This is a genomic window from Bradyrhizobium sp. LTSPM299 (assembly GCF_000938235.1).
Classification (GTDB): domain Bacteria; phylum Pseudomonadota; class Alphaproteobacteria; order Rhizobiales; family Xanthobacteraceae; genus Bradyrhizobium.
The window spans coordinates 12,759-35,596 of the sequence record NZ_JYMU01000094.1 but is presented as its reverse complement, the minus strand read 5'-3'; the positions used below and the strand labels follow the sequence as shown (position 1 = coordinate 35,596).

19 protein-coding genes are annotated in these 22,838 nt (G+C 63.4%); 10 read left to right on the top strand and 9 right to left on the bottom strand.

Annotated features, from left to right (window positions below; all coding sequences use genetic code 11):
• Positions 1-148: 148 nt before the first annotated feature.
• Positions 149-1,042 carry a sugar kinase gene (locus UP10_RS40020; RefSeq protein ID WP_044592654.1) on the top strand — a complete coding sequence of 298 codons (894 nt, stop codon included), beginning with the start codon at positions 149-151 and terminating at the stop codon, positions 1,040-1,042.
• 33 nt (positions 1,043-1,075) lie between these two features.
• Positions 1,076-1,984, top strand: a complete 909-nt coding sequence (gene rbsK, locus UP10_RS40015) for a ribokinase (protein ID WP_044592711.1) — start codon at positions 1,076-1,078, stop codon at positions 1,982-1,984.
• A gap of 89 nt (positions 1,985-2,073) precedes the next feature.
• On the opposite strand, the gene UP10_RS40010 is transcribed toward rbsK, so the two are convergent.
• Positions 2,074-3,294 (bottom strand): NAD(P)/FAD-dependent oxidoreductase, encoded by a 1,221-nt coding sequence (locus tag UP10_RS40010; protein ID WP_044592653.1) that lies wholly within the window; start codon positions 3,292-3,294, stop codon positions 2,074-2,076.
• 261 nt (positions 3,295-3,555) lie between these two features.
• Between UP10_RS40010 and UP10_RS40005 the strand changes: the two genes are divergently transcribed.
• The gene (locus tag UP10_RS40005; RefSeq protein WP_044592710.1) at positions 3,556-4,353 is read left to right on the top strand and encodes an enoyl-CoA hydratase/isomerase family protein; all 798 of its coding nucleotides are present in this window, start codon (positions 3,556-3,558) and stop codon (positions 4,351-4,353) included.
• 8 nt (positions 4,354-4,361) lie between these two features.
• Here the strand turns inward: UP10_RS40005 and UP10_RS40000 are convergent, their stop codons facing one another.
• From UP10_RS40000 to UP10_RS39985, 4 genes are all read right to left on the bottom strand, one after another.
• Positions 4,362-5,702 (bottom strand): TRAP transporter large permease, encoded by a 1,341-nt coding sequence (locus UP10_RS40000; RefSeq protein ID WP_044592652.1) that lies wholly within the window; start codon positions 5,700-5,702, stop codon positions 4,362-4,364.
• Entirely contained in the window at positions 5,699-6,283 is a 585-nt protein-coding gene (locus UP10_RS39995) for a TRAP transporter small permease (RefSeq protein ID WP_044592651.1), read from the bottom strand. The genes UP10_RS40000 and UP10_RS39995 overlap by 4 nt, the downstream gene beginning before the upstream one ends.
• A 49-nt stretch (positions 6,284-6,332) precedes the next feature.
• Positions 6,333-7,334, bottom strand: a complete 1,002-nt coding sequence (locus tag UP10_RS39990; protein ID WP_502692434.1) for a TRAP transporter substrate-binding protein — start codon at positions 7,332-7,334, stop codon at positions 6,333-6,335.
• Between the two features lie 144 nt (positions 7,335-7,478).
• Positions 7,479-9,182, bottom strand: coding sequence for an IlvD/Edd family dehydratase (locus tag UP10_RS39985; RefSeq protein WP_044592650.1), 1,704 nt, complete (start codon positions 9,180-9,182; stop codon positions 7,479-7,481).
• Positions 9,183-9,352: 170 nt separating this feature from the next.
• Here UP10_RS39985 and UP10_RS39980 point away from each other — a divergent pair, with 170 nt between their 5' ends.
• Positions 9,353-10,045, top strand: a complete 693-nt coding sequence (locus tag UP10_RS39980; protein ID WP_044592649.1) for a GntR family transcriptional regulator — start codon at positions 9,353-9,355, stop codon at positions 10,043-10,045.
• On the opposite strand, the gene UP10_RS39975 is transcribed toward UP10_RS39980, so the two are convergent.
• Positions 10,042-10,866 carry an NAD-dependent epimerase/dehydratase family protein gene (locus UP10_RS39975; protein WP_044592648.1) on the bottom strand — a complete coding sequence of 275 codons (825 nt, stop codon included), beginning with the start codon at positions 10,864-10,866 and terminating at the stop codon, positions 10,042-10,044. The two genes, UP10_RS39980 and UP10_RS39975, sit on opposite strands and share 4 nt — an antisense overlap.
• A gap of 112 nt (positions 10,867-10,978) precedes the next feature.
• Between UP10_RS39975 and UP10_RS39970 the strand changes: the two genes are divergently transcribed.
• Complete coding sequence (locus UP10_RS39970; protein WP_044592647.1) at positions 10,979-11,941, top strand: SMP-30/gluconolactonase/LRE family protein; 963 nt, start codon at positions 10,979-10,981, stop codon at positions 11,939-11,941.
• Between the two features lie 57 nt (positions 11,942-11,998).
• On the opposite strand, the gene UP10_RS39965 is transcribed toward UP10_RS39970, so the two are convergent.
• Both UP10_RS39965 and UP10_RS39960 read right to left on the bottom strand, forming a co-directional pair.
• Entirely contained in the window at positions 11,999-13,432 is a 1,434-nt protein-coding gene (locus UP10_RS39965; RefSeq protein WP_044538740.1) for an aldehyde dehydrogenase family protein, read from the bottom strand.
• Positions 13,433-13,707: 275 nt separating this feature from the next.
• Positions 13,708-16,074 carry a thiamine pyrophosphate-binding protein gene (locus tag UP10_RS39960; RefSeq protein ID WP_044592646.1) on the bottom strand — a complete coding sequence of 789 codons (2,367 nt, stop codon included), beginning with the start codon at positions 16,072-16,074 and terminating at the stop codon, positions 13,708-13,710.
• Positions 16,075-16,205: 131 nt separating this feature from the next.
• Between UP10_RS39960 and UP10_RS39955 the strand changes: the two genes are divergently transcribed.
• The 3 genes from UP10_RS39955 (at position 16,206) to UP10_RS39945 (ending at position 18,707) form a co-directional block, all read left to right on the top strand.
• Positions 16,206-16,667: an Lrp/AsnC family transcriptional regulator gene (locus tag UP10_RS39955; protein ID WP_044592645.1), complete on the top strand. Its 462-nt coding sequence runs from the start codon at positions 16,206-16,208 to the stop codon at positions 16,665-16,667.
• A 953-nt stretch (positions 16,668-17,620) separates the two neighbouring features.
• Positions 17,621-18,130, top strand: a complete 510-nt coding sequence (locus UP10_RS39950; protein WP_044592644.1) for a DUF2867 domain-containing protein — start codon at positions 17,621-17,623, stop codon at positions 18,128-18,130.
• Positions 18,131-18,281: 151 nt separating this feature from the next.
• Positions 18,282-18,707 (top strand): lipocalin-like domain-containing protein, encoded by a 426-nt coding sequence (locus UP10_RS39945; RefSeq protein WP_044592643.1) that lies wholly within the window; start codon positions 18,282-18,284, stop codon positions 18,705-18,707.
• Positions 18,708-19,405: 698 nt separating this feature from the next.
• Here UP10_RS39945 and UP10_RS39940 read toward each other — a convergent pair.
• A complete protein-coding gene (locus UP10_RS39940) occupies positions 19,406-20,578 on the bottom strand; it encodes a fumarylacetoacetate hydrolase family protein (RefSeq protein WP_044592642.1) in 1,173 nt (390 codons plus the stop codon).
• Positions 20,579-20,723: 145 nt separating this feature from the next.
• Between UP10_RS39940 and ppk2 the strand changes: the two genes are divergently transcribed.
• Together ppk2 and UP10_RS39930 are read left to right on the top strand one after the other, a co-directional pair.
• A complete protein-coding gene (ppk2, locus tag UP10_RS39935; protein WP_044592641.1) occupies positions 20,724-21,632 on the top strand; it encodes a polyphosphate kinase 2 in 909 nt (302 codons plus the stop codon).
• Positions 21,633-21,952: 320 nt separating this feature from the next.
• On the top strand, positions 21,953-22,831 hold the full coding sequence (locus UP10_RS39930; protein WP_044592640.1) for a transporter substrate-binding domain-containing protein: 879 nt from the start codon (positions 21,953-21,955) through the stop codon (positions 22,829-22,831).
• Positions 22,832-22,838: the final 7 nt, after the last annotated feature.

The window sequence follows — 22,838 nt, the reverse complement described above, 5'->3', positions numbered from 1 at the left end:
GCCCGTTTTGCCGAATGCCAGAACGGCCTCAGTCCACCTCCTCAATTTCTAGCCGCAAACCGAGCAGGATTGCGAATATTTTCAGCGAACTCGGCCGACCAGCAGTGCTAGTCTGCAACGCCGGCCCCCAAGCCACGACGGAAAGCGAATGCAGGCTCTCTTCATCGGACAGACCTATATCGACGTCACCTTCATCACCGACCACATGCCTGTTGGCGACGAGAAACACGTCGCCGACGCCTATGCCGTGTCGTTCGGCGGCAACGCCGTCACCGCAGCATTCTGCTGCTCCAAGCTCGGCGTCGAGCCGGACCTGATCGCCACCATGGCCAACGACTGGCTGGGGCGCATGTTCTGGGACATGGCCGACAGGTACGGCATCTCGTTCCACCCCCGCAAAGTGAACTCCTCCTCGCTCTCCTTCATCATGCCCAATGACGGCAAGCGCGCGATCGTCCGTTGCCGCGACGACCAGCACATCCATCCCTTCCCACTCCTGAACATCGAGGGTTGCCGCGCACTGCATATCGACGGCCACCAGCCGGACGCTGCGATCCACTACGCAAAACTCTGTCGCGAGGCTGGCATCATGACCTCGCTCGACGGCGGCGGCTTGCGCACCAACACCCACGAGCTGCTCGAATTCATCGATGTGGCGATCGTCGCCGAACGGCTGTGCGAGCAGATGGACAAGACGCCCGAGCACATGCTCGACTATCTGAAGAGCCGGGGCTGCAAGGTCGGAGGCATCACCATGGGCGAGCGCGGCCTGCTCTGGTATGACGAGGCCGGCGTGGTCAGCACCCTTCCGGCATTTCCGATCCCGCGCAAGCGTGTGATCGACACCAACGGCGCAGGCGACGTCTTCCACGGCGCCTACATCTATTCCTATCTCGCCAATCCGAGCAAAGGCTGGCATGAGCATTTCGAGTTCGCCCGCGCCGCATCGACCTTCAAGATCCAGAAGCTCGGCAACGAGGCCGGCCTGCCGACGCTCGCCGACATCGAGGCGGTCAAGCAGGAGTTTCGTGCTGCGGTCTGACGTGGTCGAGCGGGGCCAGCCATGGCGTTGACCTTGGGACGCGTGTTCGTCGCCGGCAGCATCAACATGGACGTGGTGGCGACCGCCGAGCGCCACCCGCGGGTCGGCGAGACCGTCGCCGGCGAGGCCGTGCTCTACTTTCCCGGCGGCAAGGGCGCCAACCAGGCGGTGGCCTCGGCCAAGCAAGGCGTCCCGACCACGCTGGTCGGCCGGCTCGGCGCCGATGCGTTCGGGCAAGAGCTCAGGACCTTCCTCGCCGCGCAAGGCGTCGATCTCGCCTTCGTCAAGGACACCGCCGGCACGCATTCAGGCACGGCGATCATCACCATCGCCAACGCCGACAACACCATCGTGGTCGTACCGGGCGCCAATGCACGGGTCGATGCCGACGACGTCGCCGCGCCCGTGCTGGCCAAGGGCGACGTCGCGGTCAGCCAGTTCGAGATCCCGCTGCCGACGATTGCGACCTTCTTCAAACGCGCCCGCGCCGCCGGCGCCACCACGATCCTCAATCCAGCGCCGGCGAAACAGGCCGACAAGGACCTGCTCGATCTCGTCGACATCCTGATCCTCAACGAGACCGAACTCGGCTTCCTCACTGGAACGGAGCTCTCCGACAGCGACACGCCGGCGCGCTTCGCCGAGGCGGCACGCAGTTTGGCACAGGGCAAGATCGTCTGCGTCACGCTCGGCAGACGCGGCGTGCTGGCGCTGGTCGAAGGGCATCCAGTGTTGGTGCCCGGGCGCGAGGTCAAGGCCGTCGACACCACCGGCGCCGGCGATTGCTTCGTCGGCGCACTCGCATCGCAGCTCGCGAGCGGAAAGCCGCTGCGTGACGCGCTCTCCTACGCCAATGTCGCCGCCTCAATCTGCGTGCAGCGGATGGGCGCCGCGCCGTCGATGCCGACGGCGGAAGAGGTGGAGGGTGTGCTCAATGCGTAGAGTGGGCAAAAGGCGCTACAGCGCCGTGCCCACCATCAAGAGCAACGCAAGGAGTGGTGGGCACGCTATCGCTTTGCCCACCCTACACGCTACCCGAGCGCCCCCTTCAGATCGAAACTTGCATCCGCGGCCTGCTCCGGCGTGATCGAGCGGCCGGCGCCGAGAAGTCGGCGGCCGAACATATGATCGCCGGCGCGGTTGACGGACTCGATACCGAGCAATTTGTCGCCGCGGTAGCAAAACGCCGAGAACGCCCCCTGCGCGCGGTCGCCGCGCACCGCGACGCGGTCGTAGCCGGTGGTGAGGCCGACCATCTGGAGCTTGTCGGGGCCCTGGTCGCTCCAGAACCACGGCAGGCCGTCATAGACCTCGGTCTTGCCGGTCAGCCGCGCGGCCACGCAGCGCGCATGGTCGGTCGCGTTCTGCACCGACTCCAGCCGCAGCGAACCGCCGAAGCGCTTGCTGGTGTAGAGCGCGCAATCGCCGATCGCGGACACGTTCTCATCGGCGGTCGACAGATGCTCATCGACGATGATGCCGGATGCGACCGGCAGCCCGGCCTCCGCAGCGAGTTCGACATTGGGCAGCACGCCGACGCCGACCACGACGAGATCGGCCGGGATATGCGTGCCATTGCTCAGGCTGACCCCGGTAACGTTGGCACCGTCGGCCTCGATGCCGGTGACCTGCACGCCGAGGTGAATGCGGATTCCGGCCGCGGTGTGCCGGGATTGCGAGAACTCGGAAATCTCGGCGGTCACGGCCCGCGCCATCACGCGCGAGGCCAACTCGACCACATCGACCTCGAGACCCTTGCCGCGTGCGGTGGCGGCGAATTCGAGTCCGATGAAGCCGGCACCGACCACGACGACGCGCATATCGGGCGCAAGCAGATGGCGCAGCGCCTGGCTTTCGTCGAGCGTTCGCAGATACCGCACCGCGTCGAGCTTCGCGTTCGGAATGTCGAGCAGCCGGTTCCGCGCGCCGGTCGCAAGCACCAGATGGCCGTAGTCGAGCGAGACGCCGGAGGCGAGCGCGACCTTCCGCGCATGGCGGTCGACCGCATGGGCACGATCGGTGATCAGTTCGATCCGGTTGTCCTGGTAGAATTTGTCGGGCCGGAACATCAGGCTGTCGGGCCCACCGGTTCCCTTCAGATAGGCCTTGGACAGGGGTGGCCGCTGGTACGGCAGGTGCCCCTCGTCGTTGAGCAGCGCGATGCGCTCAGAATAGCCGCTTTGGCGCAGCGACGCCGCGAGCTGGAAGCCGGCGTGTCCCGCGCCGACGATGATGACCCCATTTGCCGTCATCGGTTCAACCCAGATGCGAGCGAGCAGCAGTGACCCATGCCGTTTTCCTCACCATTGATGTTAGCTTGCTTGCCCCGACCCCACAGCGCTCGTGTCTGCGTACCGAAGGCGGGTGCCATTTGGCCTCATGGCTCGCGCGGACGCAAGGGGGTCTCCGCCAAATCGGGACCACAGGAGCGCCCGCGCCTGAGGCAGTCCGGATTGCCAGCTCTCCCGCGAGGGACTTAAATGGCGGGAAACAACAAGCCCAAGGTCTTCAAGATGCCAGAACCCGTCACCACCCCTACCGCTGACCCAGCCCTGCTCCGGATCGACGGCCCCATCGCGACCATCACGCTGAACCGGCCGGCCGCGTTCAACGCGATCGACATGGCGATTGCGAAAAAACTCGAACAGCTCGGCGCCGAGGTCGAGGCCAACAACGACGTCCGCGTGCTGGTTATTGAAGGCGAAGGTCGTGCCTTCTGTGCCGGCGGCGATCTGCAGACCATCGGCGCCGCGGCCGAAGCCAACACTATTGCGCCGGTCGTCGGCGAGATGCTCGGGCATTACCACGCTTTCATCACAGCGCTGCGGCGGATGCCGAAGCTGGTGCTGTCAAGCGTGCACGGCTCGGCGGCCGGCGCCGGCCTGTCGCTCGCCTTCGTTGCCGACCTCTGCATCGCCGCCGAGGATGCGCGCTTCACGCCGGCCTACGCCAAGATCGGCGTCTCGCCGGATGGCGGCGGCACCGTGGGCCTGGCTGCCAGCGTCGGCCCGCGCCGCGCGCTGCAGATCTTCCTCGCCGAGGACAGTTTTACCGCGCAGCAGGCCCAACAATGGGGGCTCGTTGCCAAGGTGGTGCCGGCCGTCGAACTGAAGGCCGCGACCCGCGACTTCGCGCTGCGGTTGGCGCAGAACGCGCCCGCCGGGCTCGCCGCCACCAAGGCGTTGATCCATCAGGCGCCGACCACGACGATCGAGGCGCAGCTTGACGCCGAGCGCGATGCGATCATCGGCTGCATGAACACCGAGGAGTTCCGCGTCGCGGTGAAGAAGTTCACCAGCAAGTCGAAGTAGGAGACTGGCTAATTCGGACAGATATAGCCCGTGCTACCCGGTGCCTTGAAGCAGCCGACCGATTCCGGGATCACCTGCTTGGGCAGCCACAGCACAACCTTCGGGAAGTAGATCGTGAAGCAGATGGTGACCAGGAAGACGACATAGATCGGCAGCGCCGCGCGCAACGCTTTCCCAAAGCTGACGCCGACGAATTTCGAGGCCATCAGCAGCACCAGCCCGTAAGGCGGCGTGATCAGGCCGAAAGCCAGCGTCGCGATCAGCACCACGCCCATATGGACGCCGTTGATGTCGCCGGCCTGGGTCAACGCGTTCACCAACGGCATGAAGATGATGATGGTGGGCACCGGCTCGATGAAGTCGCCGACCACGGTGAACAGCAGCACCATCAGCAACATGATGAGCTGCGGGTCGTTGCCCGCGATCGAGGTGATCAAGTCGGCGATGTAGATCGCCCCACGGAGATAGGCCAGCATCCAGCCAAAGGCATTCGCCGCGCCGATCGTGATCAGCGGCAGCGAGAAGATCAGACCGGCAAGACAGAAGTCGTATGGGATCTTCTTCAGGTGCCCGCGGTTCAGCGCCGGGATCACGACGATGGTGATATAGACGACCGCGACCACGCCGGCCTCGGTCGGTGTGAACCAGCCGGTGAGGATGCCGCCGAGCAGGATCACCGGAATCATCAGCGGCAGCGCCGCGTCGCCGGCGGCGAAGGCGATCTGGCGCAGCGGTGCGCGCGGCTTGCGCAGCCCCGAAGGGCCGAAGAAGTAGCAGTAGATCATCAGCCCGAAGCCGATCATCAGCCCGGGCACCACGCCCGCCATGAACAGGCCGGCGATCGAGACGTTGCCGACGGCGCCGTAAACCACGGCCGTGATGCTCGGCGGCACCAGCGCGGCGATCGTCGAAGCGGAGGCGATGATCGCGGCGATGAAGGCCGGCTCATAACCCTCCCGCTTCATCGGCCCGCCGAGCGCCCGGCTCATCACGGCGACGTCGGCAGTGGTGGATCCCGACATTTCCGAGAAGAACATGCTGAAGACCACGACGACCTGCGACAGCCCGCCCCTGATATGGCCGACCAGCGAAACCGACAGATTGGCGATCCGCACCACGACATTCGCCGAACTCATGAGTTCGCCGACCAGCAGGAAGAACGGGATCGCCAGCAGCGCCTCGGAATCGACGCCGTCAAAGATCTTCTGGATGATCGCGGCCAGCGAGACATCCGACAGCAACGCGCCGATGAACACGCCGGCCATCAGCGAGAACGGCACGGGGACGCCGAGATAGCCGAAGAACAGGAAGCAGGACGACATCAGCACGAGGACGACGGGAGCGCTCACGGCTGTGCTCCAGTCGGCGAGCTGGTGCCGATCGGGGGGATCGCAAGGTCCTCGTCGGGTGGTTCCGGATGGTCAAAGCCGTTGCGGATACCGTTGGCGAGCTGCTCGATCGTAAACAGGCCGATCAGGATGCCGGACAGCGGAATGATCACGTACAGCGAAGCGATCGGTGTACCCGACGGCAGCCGGAAACTGCCGAAGCCACGGAGGTAGTTCAGATAGCCATACCAGACCAGGCAGAATGCAACGCCCAACACCACCAGGCGAATGACGATCTCGATGATCAAACGCGGCGTGCCGTGCATCGCGTCCGAGATAGCGGTGAGATAGAGGTGATCATTGCGTCGCGTCGCGGCCGCAGCACCGATGAAAATTGCGTAGATGAACAGCGTCGAGGTGACTTCCTGCAGCCACAGCCAGGGATGGCCGATGGTGCGGGTGACGATGTCGGCGGTGACAGACAACGAAAAGCCGAAGCAGAGCAGGCCGCACAGCACCATCAAGCCGAGTTCGAGCCTGTCCAACGCCGGCCATTTCAGATGCCGCTGCCGCTGCAGCACCAGTTTGTCGGCGATGGCCATCGAATACTCCGTCGTCCTCGTTGGCCGTCCCGGCGACGTGACGCGAGGCTCAGTTGATTGCGCGGATCAGATTCTTGATCTTCTCCGCGTGCGGTCCGAGATCCTTGGCAAGCTTGTCGAGATAGGGATCGGCGATCGCGATAAAGCTCTTCTTGTCCACGTCATCGACCACCTTGACGCCGAGCGACTTCAGCTTGGTCAGCGCGGTCCGCTCGAGGTCGAACGCCTTCGCCGGTTCCTTGGCGCTGACCTCGTTGGCGGCAGCCTGCACCCACTGCTTCTGCTCGGCGGAGAGGCTCTGCCAGAGCTTGTCGGAGACGAACACCAGTGCGTTGTTGGCTTCATGCTCGGTGATGTTCAGTACCGGCGCGACCTCGTAGTGCTTGTTGACGAGGTAGACGTTGATGCTGTTTTCGGCGACGTCGACCACGCCGGTTTGCAGCGACGTGTAGACGCTTCCGAAGGGCATATGAACCGTCTGCGCGCCATAGGCCGGGAACATGGTGTCTTCGGTCGCGGTCGCCTGCACCCGGACCTTCAGGCCCTTGATGTCGTTGACACCGTGGATTTCCCTCTTGCTATACATGTGCCGCACGCCCTGCGAGCCGGTGGCGATGACATGCAGGCCCTGCGTTGTCTCGTCGATCATGGTCTTGAGCGCTTCGAACACCTTCGGATCGGCCAGTCCGTTGATCACGTGCTTTTCGTCGCGAAACAGGAAGTGCAGCGACATCACGCCGGCCTGCGGCGAGATCGTCGCCGTGTTGGCGGACGAGATGATCGCAAACTCGATGTCACCGGACTTGACCAGCTGCAGCAGCTGCGGCTCCTGCCCGAGCTGCGCACCGGGATATTGATCAATGATCAAGGTGCCCTTACTCAATTCCTTGAGCTTGTCAGCGAACAGATCGCCCGCGATCGAATAGCCGGTGTTGCGCGGCTGGTCGTAGGCGAAACGGAAATGCTTAACTTCCTGCGCCCCGGCGCTCGCCGACAGCAGCAACGCTGCCGCGGCCATCGCGGCCCCGATCATTTTGGTCCGATTGCCCATCGCGACGCTCCCCCTGCTTTTATTTGCCGCGATCATCCCATCAGTTCTGCGGGATTGTCAATAAAACAGCGAGATATGAGCAGCGGCGACGCACATCAGGCGCCGCACGACGGGAATTATCGACAATTCGGTCGCGACGATCAGCTATTTGCCCTTGGCGCGCATGAAATCGAAATCGCAGCCTTCGTCGGCCTGCAGGATCGTCTCGTTGAAGAGATGCGCATAGCCGCGCTTGGCCCATTCGGGCGCCCCTGCCGGCGTCAGCGCGGCGCGGCGCTTCTGCAGCTCGGCCTCGTCGACCAGCAGATCGATGCTGCGCTTGGCGACATCGAGCCGGATCATGTCGCCGTTCCGTACCAGCGCCAGCGGACCGCCGACGGCGGATTCCGGCGTGATGTGCAGCACGATGGTGCCGAACGCGGTGCCGCTCATCCGCGCATCGGAGATCCGGACCATGTCCTTGACGCCGGTGCGCGCGAGCTTTTTTGGGATCGGCAGATAGCCCGCCTCCGGCATGCCGGGCGCGCCCTTGGGGCCGGCGTTGCGTAGCACCAGCACGTCGTCGGCCGTGACCTCCAGCGCGGGATCGTCGACCCGCAGCGTCATGTCTTCGACGGAGTCGAACACCACCGCCCGGCCGGTATGCTGCAAGAGCTTTGGACTCGCGGCCGAGTGCTTGATCACGGCACCGCGCGGCGCGAGATTGCCGTGCAAAATCGCCATCGCGCCTTCCGCCTTGATCGGGTTCGCCGTGGAGCGGATCGCATCCTGTCCCGGCACCTCCTCCGCGCCCGCGACCACCTCGCGCAACGTCTGGCCGGTGATGGTCTTGGCGTCGAGATCAAGAAGGCCGCCGAGCTGCGCCATCAGCTTCGGCACGCCACCGGCGTGATGGAAATGCTCCATGTAATGCTCGCCCGACGGCTTCAGGTCGATCAGCACCGGCACCTCGCGGCCAAGCTTGTCGAACGCCTCGAGATCAATCTTGTACGATGTGCGATTGGCGATCGCGGTGAGATGAATGAGGCCGTTGGTGGAGCCGCCGATCGCCTGCATGACGACCTGGGCATTGCGGAACGAGGCCGGCGTCAGGATCTCGCTCGGCTTCGGCCCCTTGGACCTCGCCATCGCGGCGGCGACGCGGCCACTTGCTTCCGCCAGGCGAAAGCGTTCGGCATGGGGCGCCGGGATGGTCGCGCTCATCGGCAGCGACAGGCCGAGCGCCTCGGTGACGCAGGCCATGGTGGAGGCCGTCCCCATCACCATGCAGGTGCCGACCGACGGCGCGAGACGGCCATTCACCGCCTCGATTTCGACGTCGTCGATCTGGCCTGCGCGGTATTTGCCCCACAGCCTGCGGCAATCGGTGCAGGCGCCGAGCACCTCGCCCTTGTGATGGCCGACCACCATCGGTCCGACCGGAATCACGACGGTCGGCAGATCGGCGCTGACGGCAGCCATGATCTGCGCCGGCAAGGTCTTGTCGCAGCCACCGATCACGATCACCGAATCCATCGGCTGGGCGCGGATCATCTCCTCGGTGTCCATCGCCATCAGATTGCGCAGATACATCGAGGTCGGATGCGCAAAGCTCTCGGCGATCGAAATAGTCGGGAACACGAACGGCATCGCGCCCGACAGCATCACACCGCGCTTCACCGCCTCGATGATCTGCGGAACGTTGCCGTGGCACGGATTGTAGTCGCTGTAGGTGTTGGTGATGCCCACGATTGGGCGATTGAGCGCATCGTCCGAATAGCCCATCGCCTTGATGAAGGCCTTGCGCAGGAACAGCGAGAAGCCGGCGTCACCATAGCTCGTCAGTCCCTTGCGAAGTCCGTCAGCCATTTTCTTGTTCCCTATCGTCATTCGCTCGCACTTAAGGAGTGGTCGGAATTATTGTCAATACGAGATAATTCAGGGCTGGAAATCACGCTTCTCACGGCCGGACCGCTCCTATTATTGACAATGACCGCTGCGCTGTGGTGACGTCGGCCACCGATCCAAAGCGGACCCACATGAAAGTCCAGCCTGCATCACCCGACATCCAGCCCCCCTCGCGCGAGGAGGAACAGGCCGAAGTGATCCGCCGGCTGGAGGAAGACATCATCTTCGGCCGTTTCGCACCCGGTCTGCGGCTGGTCGAGGATACTCTGATGCAGCGCTACGCCGCGAGCCGGCATTTCGTGCGCCAGGCCCTGTTCCAGCTCGAGCGCCAGGGCATCGTGCTCCGCGAGAAGAATGTCGGCGCCACTGTGCGGTTCTATTCCGCAGACGAGGTGCGGCAGATCTATGAGGTGCGCGAGATGCTGACGCGCCAGGCCGCGCTGATGATCGCCCTGCCCGCGCCCGCAGACCTGATCGCGCAACTGAGCGAGTTGCAGCGGCACTATTGCGCCAGGGCCGATGCGCAGGACATGCGCGGCATCCACGAAACCAACGATGCGTTCCACGTCGCGCTGTTCGCCGCCTGCGGCAATCCCTATCTGGTCCGCTCGCTGCAGGACTACATGAACCTGACGCTGCCGATGCGCGCCAAGAATCTCGCCGACAGCGAAGGTCTCGCGCTGTCGCGGCGGCAGCACGAATTGATGATCGAACTGCTGAAAGGCCGCGACAGCTGGGCGCTGGCGCAGCTCTGCGTCGATCATATGCAGTACAGCAAGGCGGATTATCTCGACCGCATTGCTGGGGACGAGACCAAGCGCTAACGCTTGGTCCAATCGATAATTGAACTCTTGTCGCCATCGAACTCCATGCCGCAGAACGCGCCGCCCTGGTAGAAATCGCCGACCGGATCCGGTGGTAGCTTGGCCTGTTCGGCCATGGCGTGCTCGCGAAAATCCTCGGCCCGTCCGGTCGGGCGATAACCGAGATCGTAGGCGCGGTGATTGTCCCACCAGGAGCGCTCATTGTAGGAGGCGCCGTAGAAGATCTCGAAATGGATGTCGGGATGCTCGAGCCCGATGCGGCAGAGCTGGACCAGGTCTTCCGGCTTGAGCCAGATCGAAAGCCGGCGATGATCGAGCGGCGCCTCGCCGAAATTACCGATCCGGATGCAGGTGACCTCGAGCCCATGCTTGTCGGCGAAGAGCGCGCCAACGGCCTCGCCGAACACCTTGCTGACGCCGTAGCGGCTGTCCGGCCGCGGCGTGACGTCGGTGCCGATGCGGTGATGACGCGGGTAAAAGCCGACCGCGTGATTGGAAGACGCGAAGATGACACGTTTGACACCCTGCTTTCGCGCTGCCTCGAATAGATTGTAGCAGCCGATGATATTGGCCTGGTGGATCTGGTCCCACGATCCTTCGACCGAGTAGCCGCCGAAATGCAGGATGCCGTCGACGCCCTCGCAGATCGCCTCGACCTGCGCGAGGTCGGCGAGGTCGGCGGCCTTGAAGGTCTCGCCCTTGGCGAGATCGGCAGGCGGCTTGATGTCACTCAGGATCAGGTCCGGATAGATCGGCGGCAGCAATGTCCGCAGGCTCCTGCCAATTCCACCCGATGCGCCGGTCATCAATATGCGTGGCATTCCGTCCCTCGTCTGTGCTGCTGCCCAAGGGAATCATTGGGCTGAATTGCGGTCGCAGGCTGACAATGATAGCAAACCATCGCTCAAGGAAACACAACAACGAGAACAGCAAATGTCCGATGCCCATTCCGCCGGCTGGCGTCCCGCGACTTATTATCCCGATCCCGCGATCCATGCGCTCGACCCGCGCTTCGAGAAATACTGGCTGAAGCTCTCCGCGGTGGAGCGGCTGACCACCGGCCTGCGCTGGGCCGAAGGCCCGGTGTGGTTCGGCGACGGGCGCTATCTGCTCTGCAGCGACATCCCGAACCAGCGCATCCTCAAATGGGAGGAAGAGACCGGCGCGGTCAGCATCTTCCGCAAGCCCTCCAATTTCGCCAACGGAAACACCCGCGACCGCCAGGGCCGACTGGTCACCTGCGAACACGGCGGCCGGCGCGTGGTGCGCACCGAATATGACGGATCCATTACGGTACTGATCGACGCCTTCGACGGCAAGCGGCTGAATTCGCCCAACGACGTCGTGGTGAAATCCGACGGCTCAATCTGGTTCAGCGATCCCACGTTCGGCCTGCTCGGCAATTACGAGGGCTACAAGGTCGAGTCCGAGATCGACCCGAATGTCTACCGGCTCGATCCGGCAACCGGCAAGGCCACCATCGTTGCCGAAGGCGTGCTGGGGCCGAACGGACTGTGCTTCTCGCCGGACGAGAAGATCCTCTACGTCGTGGAATCCCGCGGCGAGCCGAACCGCAAGATTCTTGCTTACGACGTCTCCCCGGACGGCACCAAAATTTCGAACAAGCGCGTGTTCATCGATGCCGGCCCCGGCACGCCCGACGGCATGCGCTGCGACATCGACGGCAATCTGTGGTGCGGCTGGGGCATGGGCGATCCCGAGCTCGACGGCGTCGTCGTGTTCGCGCCCGACGGCGTCATGATCGGCCGCATCGCGCTGCCCGAGCGCTGCGCCAACCTCTGCTTCGGCGGCCTGAAGCGCAACCGCCTGTTCATGGCGGCGAGCCAGTCGATCTATGCGCTTTACGTCAACACCCAAGGCGCGCTCGGCGGTTAGAAACGAGCGACGCCGGAGCGATCTCTCGCTCCGGCGTCGCATTTGCGTCACGAAACCTTACGCCGCGTTGTAGCCCGCGACGGCCTTGGCTTCGAGATACTCTTCCAGACCGTAGCGGCCCCACTCGCGGCCGTTGCCGGACTGCTTGTAGCCACCGAACGGCGCGGAGCGCTCGTTCGGGACGCCCTGCAGGTTGACGTTGCCGGCGCGGATCTGGCGGCCGACGCGGCGCGCGGTTTCCACGGTGTCGGCGGAAACGTAACCGGCGAGACCATACGGCGTGTCGTTGGCGATCTTGACGGCTTCGGCTTCGTCCTTGGCGCCGAGGATCGTCAGCACCGGTCCGAAGATCTCCTCGCGGGCGATCGTCATGTCGTTGGTGACGTCAGCGAAGATGGTCGGACGGACATAGAAGCCCTTGTTGACGCCCTCGGGCAGACCCGTTCCGCCGGCAACGAGGGTTGCGCCCTCGTCGATGCCCTTCTGGATCAGCGCCTGGATCTTGTCCCACTGGCCGCGGTTGACGACCGGACCGATGGTGGTGCCATCGCCACGCGGGTCACCCGCCTTGGTCTTGTCGGCGACGCCCTTGGCGATCGCGGCCACTTCCTTCATCTTGGAGAGCGGCACGATCATGCGCGACGGCGCGTTGCAGGACTGGCCGGAGTTGTTGAACATGTGCATCACGCCGCCGGTCACCGCCTTGGCGAGATCGGCGCCGTCGAGGATCACGTTCGGCGACTTGCCACCGAGTTCCTGGCTGACGCGCTTCACGGTGGGCGCAGCACGCTTGGCGACGTCGACGCCGGCGCGGGTCGAGCCGGTGAACGAGATCATGTCGATGTCAGGGTGCTCGCTCATCGCGGCACCAACCTCCGGGCCGAGACCGTTGAGCAGGTTGAACACGCCCTTCGGCACGCCGGCTTCATGAAGGATTTCGGCGAAGATCAGCGCCGAGGTCGGGGTGAACTCCGAGGGCTTCAGGATCATGGTGCAGCCGGCGGCGAGCGCGGGCGCGACCTTGCAGGCGATCTGGTTCAGCGGCCAGTTCCAGGGGGTGATCATGCCGATCACGCCGACCGGCTCGCGCACGATCACGGCGGTGCCCATGGTCTCCTCGAACTCGTACTTCTTGAGCACGTCGAGGGTGTTCATGAGGTGGCCGAGGCCGGCACCGGCCTGCAGCTTCTCAGCCATCGGCAGCGGAGCACCCATCTCGTCGGAGACGGCGGCACCGATCTCCTTCATGCGGCCCTTGTAGATCTCGATGACCTTGGAGAGCAGCGCGACGCGCTCCTCGCGGCTGGTCTGGGAAAACGTCACGAACGCGCGCTTGGCGGCGGCGACTGCCTTGTCGACATCGGCTTTGGAGCCGAGCGCAACCTCATACATCGCTTCTTCGGTCGCCGGATTGACGACGGGCGTGGACTTGCCTTTGACGACGGGGTCGACCCAGGCGCCGTCGATGTAGAATTGCATACGATTGACCATCGGAAACCTCTTGTAGGGGGCGTATGGAGTGGGGGAACGGAAGCGTTCGGCAGGCATCCTTGCACGAAAGTCCCGAAAATTGAACCCGCCATATGCGGATGTCGCCGGTGCGGCAGACGCTGGATATAAGGTCGGGGCCACAGGCGTGGCAAGGCTCCCTCCGCCGTCATTCCGGGATGCGCCTCTTGGCGCAGGCCCGGAATCCATTTCACCGCAATACCTGCGGCCCAATGGATTCCGGGTTCGCGACTTCGTCGCGCCCCGGAATGAGAAGTTCACACCGCCATTTTGCGATGCCGCACCGGGGCCCCCGAACTGAGCCCCTCCGCCGCGTCGATGATGGCGTTGGCGTCGATGCCGTAGTGGCGGTAGAGGTCGCCGATGGTGCCGGTCTGGCCGAAATGTTCGACCCCGAGCGCCTCGACGCGATGGCCGCGGACGCCGCCGAGCCAGCCGAGCGCGGCCGGATGGCCGTCGATCACGGTCACAATGCCGCAGTCGCGGCCGAGCGGCGCCAGCAACCGCTCGATATGACTCAAATGCTGCACACCGTGGCGATCGCGGCGCAAATTCCGCGCGGCGGACCATCCGGCATAGAGCCGGTCGGCGGAGGTGACCGCCAGTAAACCGACATCGCGATGGCTCTCGCCGATCAGGCCGACGGCCTCGACCGCCTCGGGTGCGACCGTGCCGGTATAGGCGACCACCAAATCGCAGTTCGGGCCTGGCTTGCGCAACCAATAGGCACCATCGGTGATGTCGCGCTGCAGATCCGGCGGCATGATCCGCTGCGGCTGCTCGAGCGTGCGCGTCGAGAGCCGCAAATAGACCGAGCCGCCCTCCGCCCCTTCGCGCTGCATGTGGCCGAAACCCCAGCCCATGATCACGGCAAGTTCATCGACAAAGGCCGGCTCGAACGAGGCAAGCCCGTCCTGCCCGATCCCGATCAGCGGCGTCTTGATCGACTGGTGCGCGCCGCCCTCCGGCGCCAGCGACACGCCCGACGGCGTCGCCGCCACCATGAAGCGGGCGTCCTGGTAGCAGGCATAGTTCAGCGCATCGAGGCCGCGCTCGATGAAGGGATCATAGAGCGTACCGACCGGCAACAGCCGCACGCCATTGATCTGGTGCGACAAGCCGAGCGCCGACAGCATGATGAACAGGTTCATCTCGGCGATGCCGAGCTCGAGATGCTGTCCCTTCGGCGAGTATTCCCAGGTGAAAGCCGACGGGATCTTCTCCTGCCGGAACAGGTCATGGTTCTCCGCCTTGGCGAACAGGCCGCGGCGGTTGACCCAGCCGCCGAGATTGGTCGACACGGTCACGTCGGGCGACGCGGTGACGATGCGGGCGGCCAGCGCGGTGTCGCCCTTTGCGAGTTCGTGCAGCACGAGCCCAAAACCCTGCTGCGTCGACATCTGCGCCGATGCCTTGAACGCAAGCCGCTCGGGCACGTCGATGACAGGCGCCGACAGCCGGCGGCGGCCCTCGCGGTTGAACGGTGCCTCCGCCAGGAAGGCTTCGAGCTTCGCCGGCTCCTGCGACAGGCCCTCGAACTTGTCCCACTCATGGCCGACGCGGATGTTCTGGCTGGCGCGCCACTTCTCCATCTGCGTCACGGTCATCAGGCCGGCATGGTTGTCCTTGTGGCCCTGCATCGGCAGGCCGACGCCCTTGATGGTGTAGGCGATGAAACAGACCGGGCGATCATGCTCGATCGCTTCAAAGGCCTCGATCATGCTCGCCATGTCGTGGCCGCCGAGATTCGACATCAGCGCCAGCAATTCCTCGTCGCTGCGCCGGTCGATCAATTGCGTGACCTGCCCCTGATCGCCGATGTCGTCCTGCAGATGCTTGCGGAACGCAGCCCCGCCCTGGAAACACAGCGCCGCGTACATCTGGTTCGGGCAATTGTCGATCCAGCGCTTGAGCGCTTCGCCGCCGGGTTCGGCGAAGGCGTCAAGCATCAGCTTGCCGTACTTCACGATCACCACGTCCCAGCCGAAATTGCGGAACATGGATTCGAACTTGGCCCACAGCCCTTCGCGCACGACGGCATCGAGCGACTGGCGGTTGTAGTCGACCACCCACCAGGTGTTGCGCAGGCCGTGCTTCCAGCCCTCCAGCAGCGCCTCGAAGATGTTGCCCTCGTCCATCTCGGCGTCGCCGACCAGCGCGATCATGCGGCCCTCGGGCCGCTCCTTCATCCAGCCATGCGCCTTGACGTAATCCTGCACCAGCGAGGCGAACAGCGTCTGCGCGACACCGAGGCCGACCGAGCCGGTGGAGAAATCGACGTCGTCGACATCCTTGGTGCGCGACGGATAGGACTGCGCGCCCTTGTAGCCGCGGAAATTCTCCAGCTTGTCGCGGGTCTGGTGCCCGAACAGATACTGGATCGCATGGAACACCGGGCTGGCATGCGGCTTCACCGCAACGCGGTCCTGCGGCCGCAGCACCGAGAAATAAAGCGCCGACATGATGTTGGCGAGCGAGGCCGAGGAGGCCTGGTGGCCGCCGACCTTCAGCCCGTCAGTGCTGGGCCTGACATGGTTGGCGTGATGGATGGTCCACGACGACAGCCACAGCACCTTACGGGACAGGGCGGACAGCGTGTCGAGGCGTTCAGGCGCGATTCCCATGACGAGACTCCGGGGCAATATCGCTGATGTTACTGCCGGCGCGGGCGGCTAAAATCTCAATTCCACGCGACAGCACAGGAAAAATTGGGATAAATTCCCACGATCCGGCCTCAACCAATGAGTTCATCCCAATGCCTGCCCTCGACGCCATCGACCGCAAGATCCTCAGCCTGCTGCAGACCGACAGCCGCATGACCATGCAGGCGCTCGCCGACAGGGTCGGGCTTTCGGTGTCGCCCTGCCATCGCCGGGTCAAGTTGCTCGAGGAGCGCGGCGTGATCTGCCGCTATATCGCCACCGTCGACCAGAAATCGCTGGGGCTGCATGTCTCCGTCTTCATCTCGATCAAGCTCGCGCGGCAGAAGGAGGAGGACCTGAATCGTTTTGCGCGCGCGATCTCCAAATGGGACGAGGTGCTCGAATGCTATCTGATGACCGGCAACCGCGACTATCTGCTGCGCGTCGTCGCAGCCGACCTCTCGTCCTATGAGGCGTTCCTGAAAAACAAGCTGACCCGGCTCGACGGCATTGCGTCGATCGAGTCGAGCTTTGCGCTGAGCCAGGTGAAGTATTCGACGGCGCTGCCGGTGTGAGTTTGTTTGTGTCGGGCTTCGCTCGCGCCAAAACCACCCCGTCGTCCCGGCGAAGGCCGGGGCCCATAACCACACGGTTGTGTTGTTAAAGAAGGCTGTGGCCCCAGCGACGTGAAGCAATTTGCATTTGTGGTTATGGGTCCCGGGTCAAGCCCGGGACGACAGCGAGTTTGTGGGGCCGCCTGCGGATCATGCATCAGCATTCTCGCGACATGATTGTCCGAGCTTTGCATTTCGTTTCACCCTCTTTGGAAGCAGGGCGCAGGGAAAGCCGGGTGCACGCTGCACCCGCGGTCCCGTGTGCAAAAGTGAGAGAAAGAAGCGCACACGAGCATGCAGGTTCCGCGGAGGCACTCCGGCTTTCCCTGCGCGATGGGTTACGGCTTATACGTGCTCCCCGGCGAGGCTAGGCTTGCTTGTCACCGCCCTCGCAAAGACGCTTTCGCGTACTTCACGAGAGGACACCAACCACTGGGGCGTCCGAACCACACGACTTCACCGTCCGCTTCATGCGCACTCGTCAGTTGCGCAATCGGCGTCCACCGCATCCCACCGCGCGTTCGTGACGTGCGCACGCCCCTCAATCGGGTGAGACGGGTGCATTAAACGGCTGAGTTGGGGTTGGTGTCAAGAAAAACTTCCGAAAAAACGAAATCACTTCTGTCGCGAGGCCTTGCCATGTCGGGCAACTCAGTGATTGGGAACCACGGTGAGCACGGAGTGGTCGACCGTTCCGCTTATACCCGGCAGCGCTAAAATCACCCAATTTCTCTTTCAGTCAGCCTCCTAGGGTGCCACAGTAATTTTTGGATGGGCTCGTTCAGCGGGTGTCGTTCCTATCAGATCGAATGATACGATTTAACACCTGCTGTAGGCCTTATCGAGGAGAAGCATCTTGATCTACCGTGCTTGCACGATTGCTACGCCCTCCCCCGCATCCGGTGCCTGATCGCATGACCAGAGCGCGCGCCGTGCCCATGCCCAGCAACAGCGTGCTTGCGCCGCTTTACGTGGGCGCGGACCTTTTGGACGCCTTTGCAATTCGACTGCCGGCGGGGGCCAGCGATGATCTAGAGGTGCTGGCACGCGCCGCGTTCGAGCGACAGGCGGGGTGGATTCGTGCGCTCACTCGTGTCCGCGATGTGGTGATGGCGGCAGTTGCCGTCAAATCGTCGCGCGCCATCGGTCTTGCCGCAGCGGCGCGTGGGCCGGTTATCGGCTACTTCCCGGTGCTGTCAAAGAGCGCGACGGAGCTGGTAGTGGGCGAGGATGACCGGCATCTCGACTTCCGCGCCACCATCCAACTTCGCGCCGATGCAGCAAATGGGCGCGAGCTGGTCGTGGGTACTGTGGTGCATTGCCATAACCGACTGGGGCGTATCTATCTTGCGACGATAGCGCCGTTTCATCGCGTGATTGTGCGGGCGAGTTTAGAACAGGCGGCAAGAGCAATGAAGATTTAGGCATGCTTTTGGTGGTCGCAACTGGCTGTCGTCGGCCATTGGCGTTCCGTGGCGCATCCCGCGAATTTGATGGTGCTTTACAATTTGCATGGCAACATACTCTACTTTCGACAGGTGGGTACATTTAGGCAAACTACTACAAGAGCGAAATATGTCTGAGCGCGACACTAAGCTCCACGGTTGCTGGCGGTTGGTTTCTTTTGATACTGAGCTTCAGGATTCAAAGGAGCGCAGTCAACCGTGGGGCGCCGACCCCAATGGGTACCTTATTTTCAGCTCTGATGGGCGAATGATGGTGCTCGTTACCGCAGAGGCGCGGGAGCCAGGGAATACAGATGAGAAACTGGTGGCACTTTTCCGTACTCTGATGGCCTATACCGGACGGTATCGGATCGATGGGGATAGGTTCATCACAAAGATCGACTCATCTTGGAATGAAGCCTGGAACGGCAGTGAGCAGGAACGATTCTACAAGCTTGATGGAGACACGCTCGACGTCTTTACGGCCTGGATGCCGAATCCGTTAGTATCAGGAAATCCAATAGGAAGAGGTATTCTCAGTTTTAGGCGCGAGTAATTTTCCCTACGCTGAGTTCGCAACTGGTCGCTCGTTGGCAGGTCATCAACTCGGCGGTGAGTCTGGCAACCGGGCAGCTACCATTGAATGACCGCATTATCGAATGACCGCATTATCGCGGCCTCCAGGGAAGGTCTGCATAACTCGGCTCGATACGTGCTTGACGATGTCGGGCTAACTTGAGAGGCCTCGACAACCGACCGTAGGGTGACGAAGGCGCGATGATCAACTCGCCGAGATGCAGCGGCGGTCGGAATTGCCCCGCCAGCTCGCAGGCGCATACAGAGGTTCAGTCTGCGGAGACCCTTGCTGCGGTGATGACGGTTCGTTGGTCATCGCGGGGTCCGACACTTCGGGGCAGCATTTGGCCGATGACGCCAACGCTGGCCGTTCCGCTGCCGTTACGCGTTTCAGGCCGAACTGCCTTGGCATAGGTGCCTCCGAATCAACGTCGTGTCCTGTTGTCGATCGTAGCGCGAGCGGTTGGTAGCCCAAAGGGAAATGCTGATCGCTTCGCAATCTTCACAAGATTGCAGAACGCTCTTCAAGAACTTCGCATCTTTACTAATTCAGGCCAAGCGCGCCTCTTGGCGCGAACCCGGAATCCATTCATCCATAAAGCCTGCGGCCCAATGGATTCCGGGTTCTCGCTTCGCGAGCCCCGGAATGACGGGTGGAGAATGTGGTGGACGGATTCGTCAGATGACCTTCCGCTGCGCCAAATTCTTCATCAGCGCACTGAGGCCGAACGTCCAATGCTCGCACTCGTCGCTGTGACGCATCCGGTTGACGAGCTTGCCGAGCTGGGGGGCTGCGATGGTGACGATGTCGTCACGCTTGTGGGTAAAGCCCTCACCCTTGGCGTCGCGATCCTTGACCGGTGCGAACATCGTGCCGAGGAACAGCGCGAAACCGTCAGGGTATTGATGCACCGGGCCGATGGTCTGGGCGACTAGATCGGTCGGATCGCGGCTGATCTTGCTGATCGAGGAATGGCCCTCGAGCACGAATCCATCTGCTCCCTTCACGGTCAAACCGACGTCCATCTTGCGCACGTCGTCGAGCGTGAATGTCTGGTCGAACAGCCGCAGCAGCGGGCCGATCGCGCAGGAGGCGTTGTTGTCCTTGGCTTTCGACAGCAACAGCGCCGAGCGGCCCTCGAAGTCGCGCAGATTGACGTCGTTGCCGAGCGCGGCACCGACGATCTTGCCGCCGCTGGAGACGACCAGCACGACCTCCGGCTCCGGGTTGTTCCAGGTCGATTTCGGATGCAGCCCGGCATCCATGCCGGTGCCGACCGAGGACAGCGTCGGCGCCTTGGTGAAGACCTCGGCGTCGGGCCCGATGCCGACCTCCAAATATTGGCTCCAGGCGTTCTGCTCGATCAGCACCTGCTTCAGCTTGCTTGCCTCCGCCGAACCGGGCTTCAGCTTCGAGAAATCGTCGCCGACCAGGCGCACGACTTCCTTGCGGATCGCCTCGGCGGACGACGGATTGCCGCGCGACCGCTCCTCGATCACGCGTTCCAGCATCGAGATGGCGAAGGTGACGCCGGCGGCCTTCAGCACCTGCAGATCGACCGGCGCCAGCAGCCAGGGTTTTTGCGGATCGCGGCGATCGGGCGGCGTGTTGGCGAGGATCGCCGCGAGATCGCCGATCCGCGTGCCACCTGCCGCACGCAACGCGGCCGCGGGATCGGGCTCCTCGCAGAGCGCGCTCACCGTGGGGAAACGCGCAGTGACGTCGAACACACCGTCATTGCGCACGGCTACTACGGCCGGACCGCCCGCCTGCGGCAGCCAGACCCGTCCGACCAGCGTACCGGCGGTCGTATCGGCCGGCAGGACGTCGTTTGGCATGAGCGTGATCATCGGCTTCTCCCCTTTTTGCTCTTGTCGGCGCTTGTTAGCACAGTCTCGTCATCGCTGTGAAACGGCCGTCACCGCGATGTCACACGAAGGTAACATGGGCCGTCAATGCTCCGGCGCGATCCACATATCATGGAAAGACGGATTCATGACTGCCTCCGCCCTCACCGACGAAGCACTTCGCGCGCGCATCCACCAGGAGATGGCCGACAGCCTCGACGAGGAGCTCGAACTCGAGCTCGACGACACCAGGCTCGACGAACTCGACCATGAGGCGGGGCCGGGGCTCGACCGCAAGCTTTACTTCCGCGAACTGCTGCGGCTGCAGGGCGAACTGGTGAAGCTGCAAGACTGGGTGCACCACGAGAAGAAGAAGGTCGTCGTGCTGTTCGAGGGGCGCGATTCCGCCGGCAAGGGCGGCGTCATCAAGCGCATCACCCAGCGGCTCAACCCGCGCATCTGCCGCGTCGCGGCGCTGCCGGCGCCGAGCGAGCGCGAACGCACGCAATGGTACTTCCAGCGCTATGTCACGCATCTGCCGGCCGGCGGCGAGATCGTGCTGTTCGACCGCTCCTGGTACAACCGCGCCGGCGTCGAGAAGGTGATGGGGTTCTGCAGCGAGGAGCAGTACCAGGAGTTCTTCAAGTCGGTGCCGGAATTCGAGCGCATGCTGATCCGCTCCGGCACCATCCTGTTGAAATACTGGTTCTCGATCACCGACGAGGAACAGCAGTTCCGCTTCACGATGCGAATCCAGGATCCGCTGAAGCAGTGGAAGCTGAGCCCGATGGATGTCGAGGCGCGCAGCCGCTGGGAGCAGTACACCAAGGCCAAGGAAACGATGCTGGAGCACACGCATCTGCCTGATTCCCCGTGGTGGATCGTCGATGCCGTCGACAAGAAGCGGTCCCGGCTCAACTGCATCTCGCATCTGCTGGGCCAGATTCCTTATCAGCAGGTCGAGCACGCCCCCGTCACGCTGCCGCCGCGGGTGCGCAATCCCGACTATCACCGCGGCCCGGTCCCGCCGGAGATGTACGTGCCGGCGAAGTTTTAATGCTCGCAGTTTCCCCTCTCCCCGCTCTTACGGGGAGAGGGTCAGGGTGAGGGGCTGCTTCGGCAAATGCGACAGCAAATGAGTTTGCGGAGACTCCCCCTCACCCGGATTGCATCTTCGATGCAACATAACTGAAGCTCCGCTTCAGCGTTCTTGATAGACGGCCGCCGAAGGCGGCCTACGCCTCTCCCCGCAAGCGGGGCAAGGTGAAGAGATGGGCAATCACACAGTCATCTCGCCTACTAATGGCGCAGGCCGGCACACTTGCTGCGGCCAAACGCCGACGCTAGGCTTCCCCGATCTGGAGCAGGGAGGCCTTCGTGACTCAATCCGACGACGTCAAGATTTCAGAAGATCGCCGCGACGCGCTGCGTTTTGCGCTCGGGATCGGCAGCGGCGCCGCGCTGGCGTCCGCGATGGCAACGCCGGTGTCGGCGCAGACGGCCGCGGACAACACGCTCGACCGCATCCGCGCCAACAAGGCGCTGCGCATCGCCGTGCTGCCGGGCGAACTGCCCTATTTCAACAAGGATCTTGCCTCAGGCACCTGGTCCGGCTTCTCGATCGAGATGGCCAACGATCTGGCAATGCTGCTCGACGTCAAGCTGGAATATGTCGAGTCGACCTACGGCAATTCGATCCTCGATTTGCAGGCCAACAAGATCGATCTCGGCTTTGCGCTCAACCCGACCCCGCAGCGCGCGCTGGTGGTCGACTTCACCAGTCCGGTGTTTCCGCATCCGTTCGGCGCGATGCTGAAGAAGGGCCTCGAGGCCAGGACCTGGGCCGACATCAGCAAGCCGGAGGTGAACATCGCGGTCGACGTCGGATCGGCCAATGAGGCGGTCGCGCGGCGGTTTGCGCCCAATGCCACCATCAAGTCGCTGAAGTCGCGCGACGAGGTGATGCTGGAAATGTCGTCGGGCCGGGTCGATTGCGTGGTCAACGCGCTGGTGCTGGGGCTGACCGCGATCGCCAAGAACCCGAACCTCGGCACCTACAAGATCCTGACGTCGCCGTCGGTGACGATCGCGAGCGGCATGGCGGTGCGGCGCGAGCCGGACAAGCGCTGGCGCGATTTCCTGTCGGTGTGGGTCGACTATAACCGAGGCGTCGGCCAGATGCGCGAATGGTTCGTCAAGGGCCTGACGCTGAGTGGTGTCAAGCCGGAGGACGTGCCGGTGGAGCTGAATATTTGATGTGAGC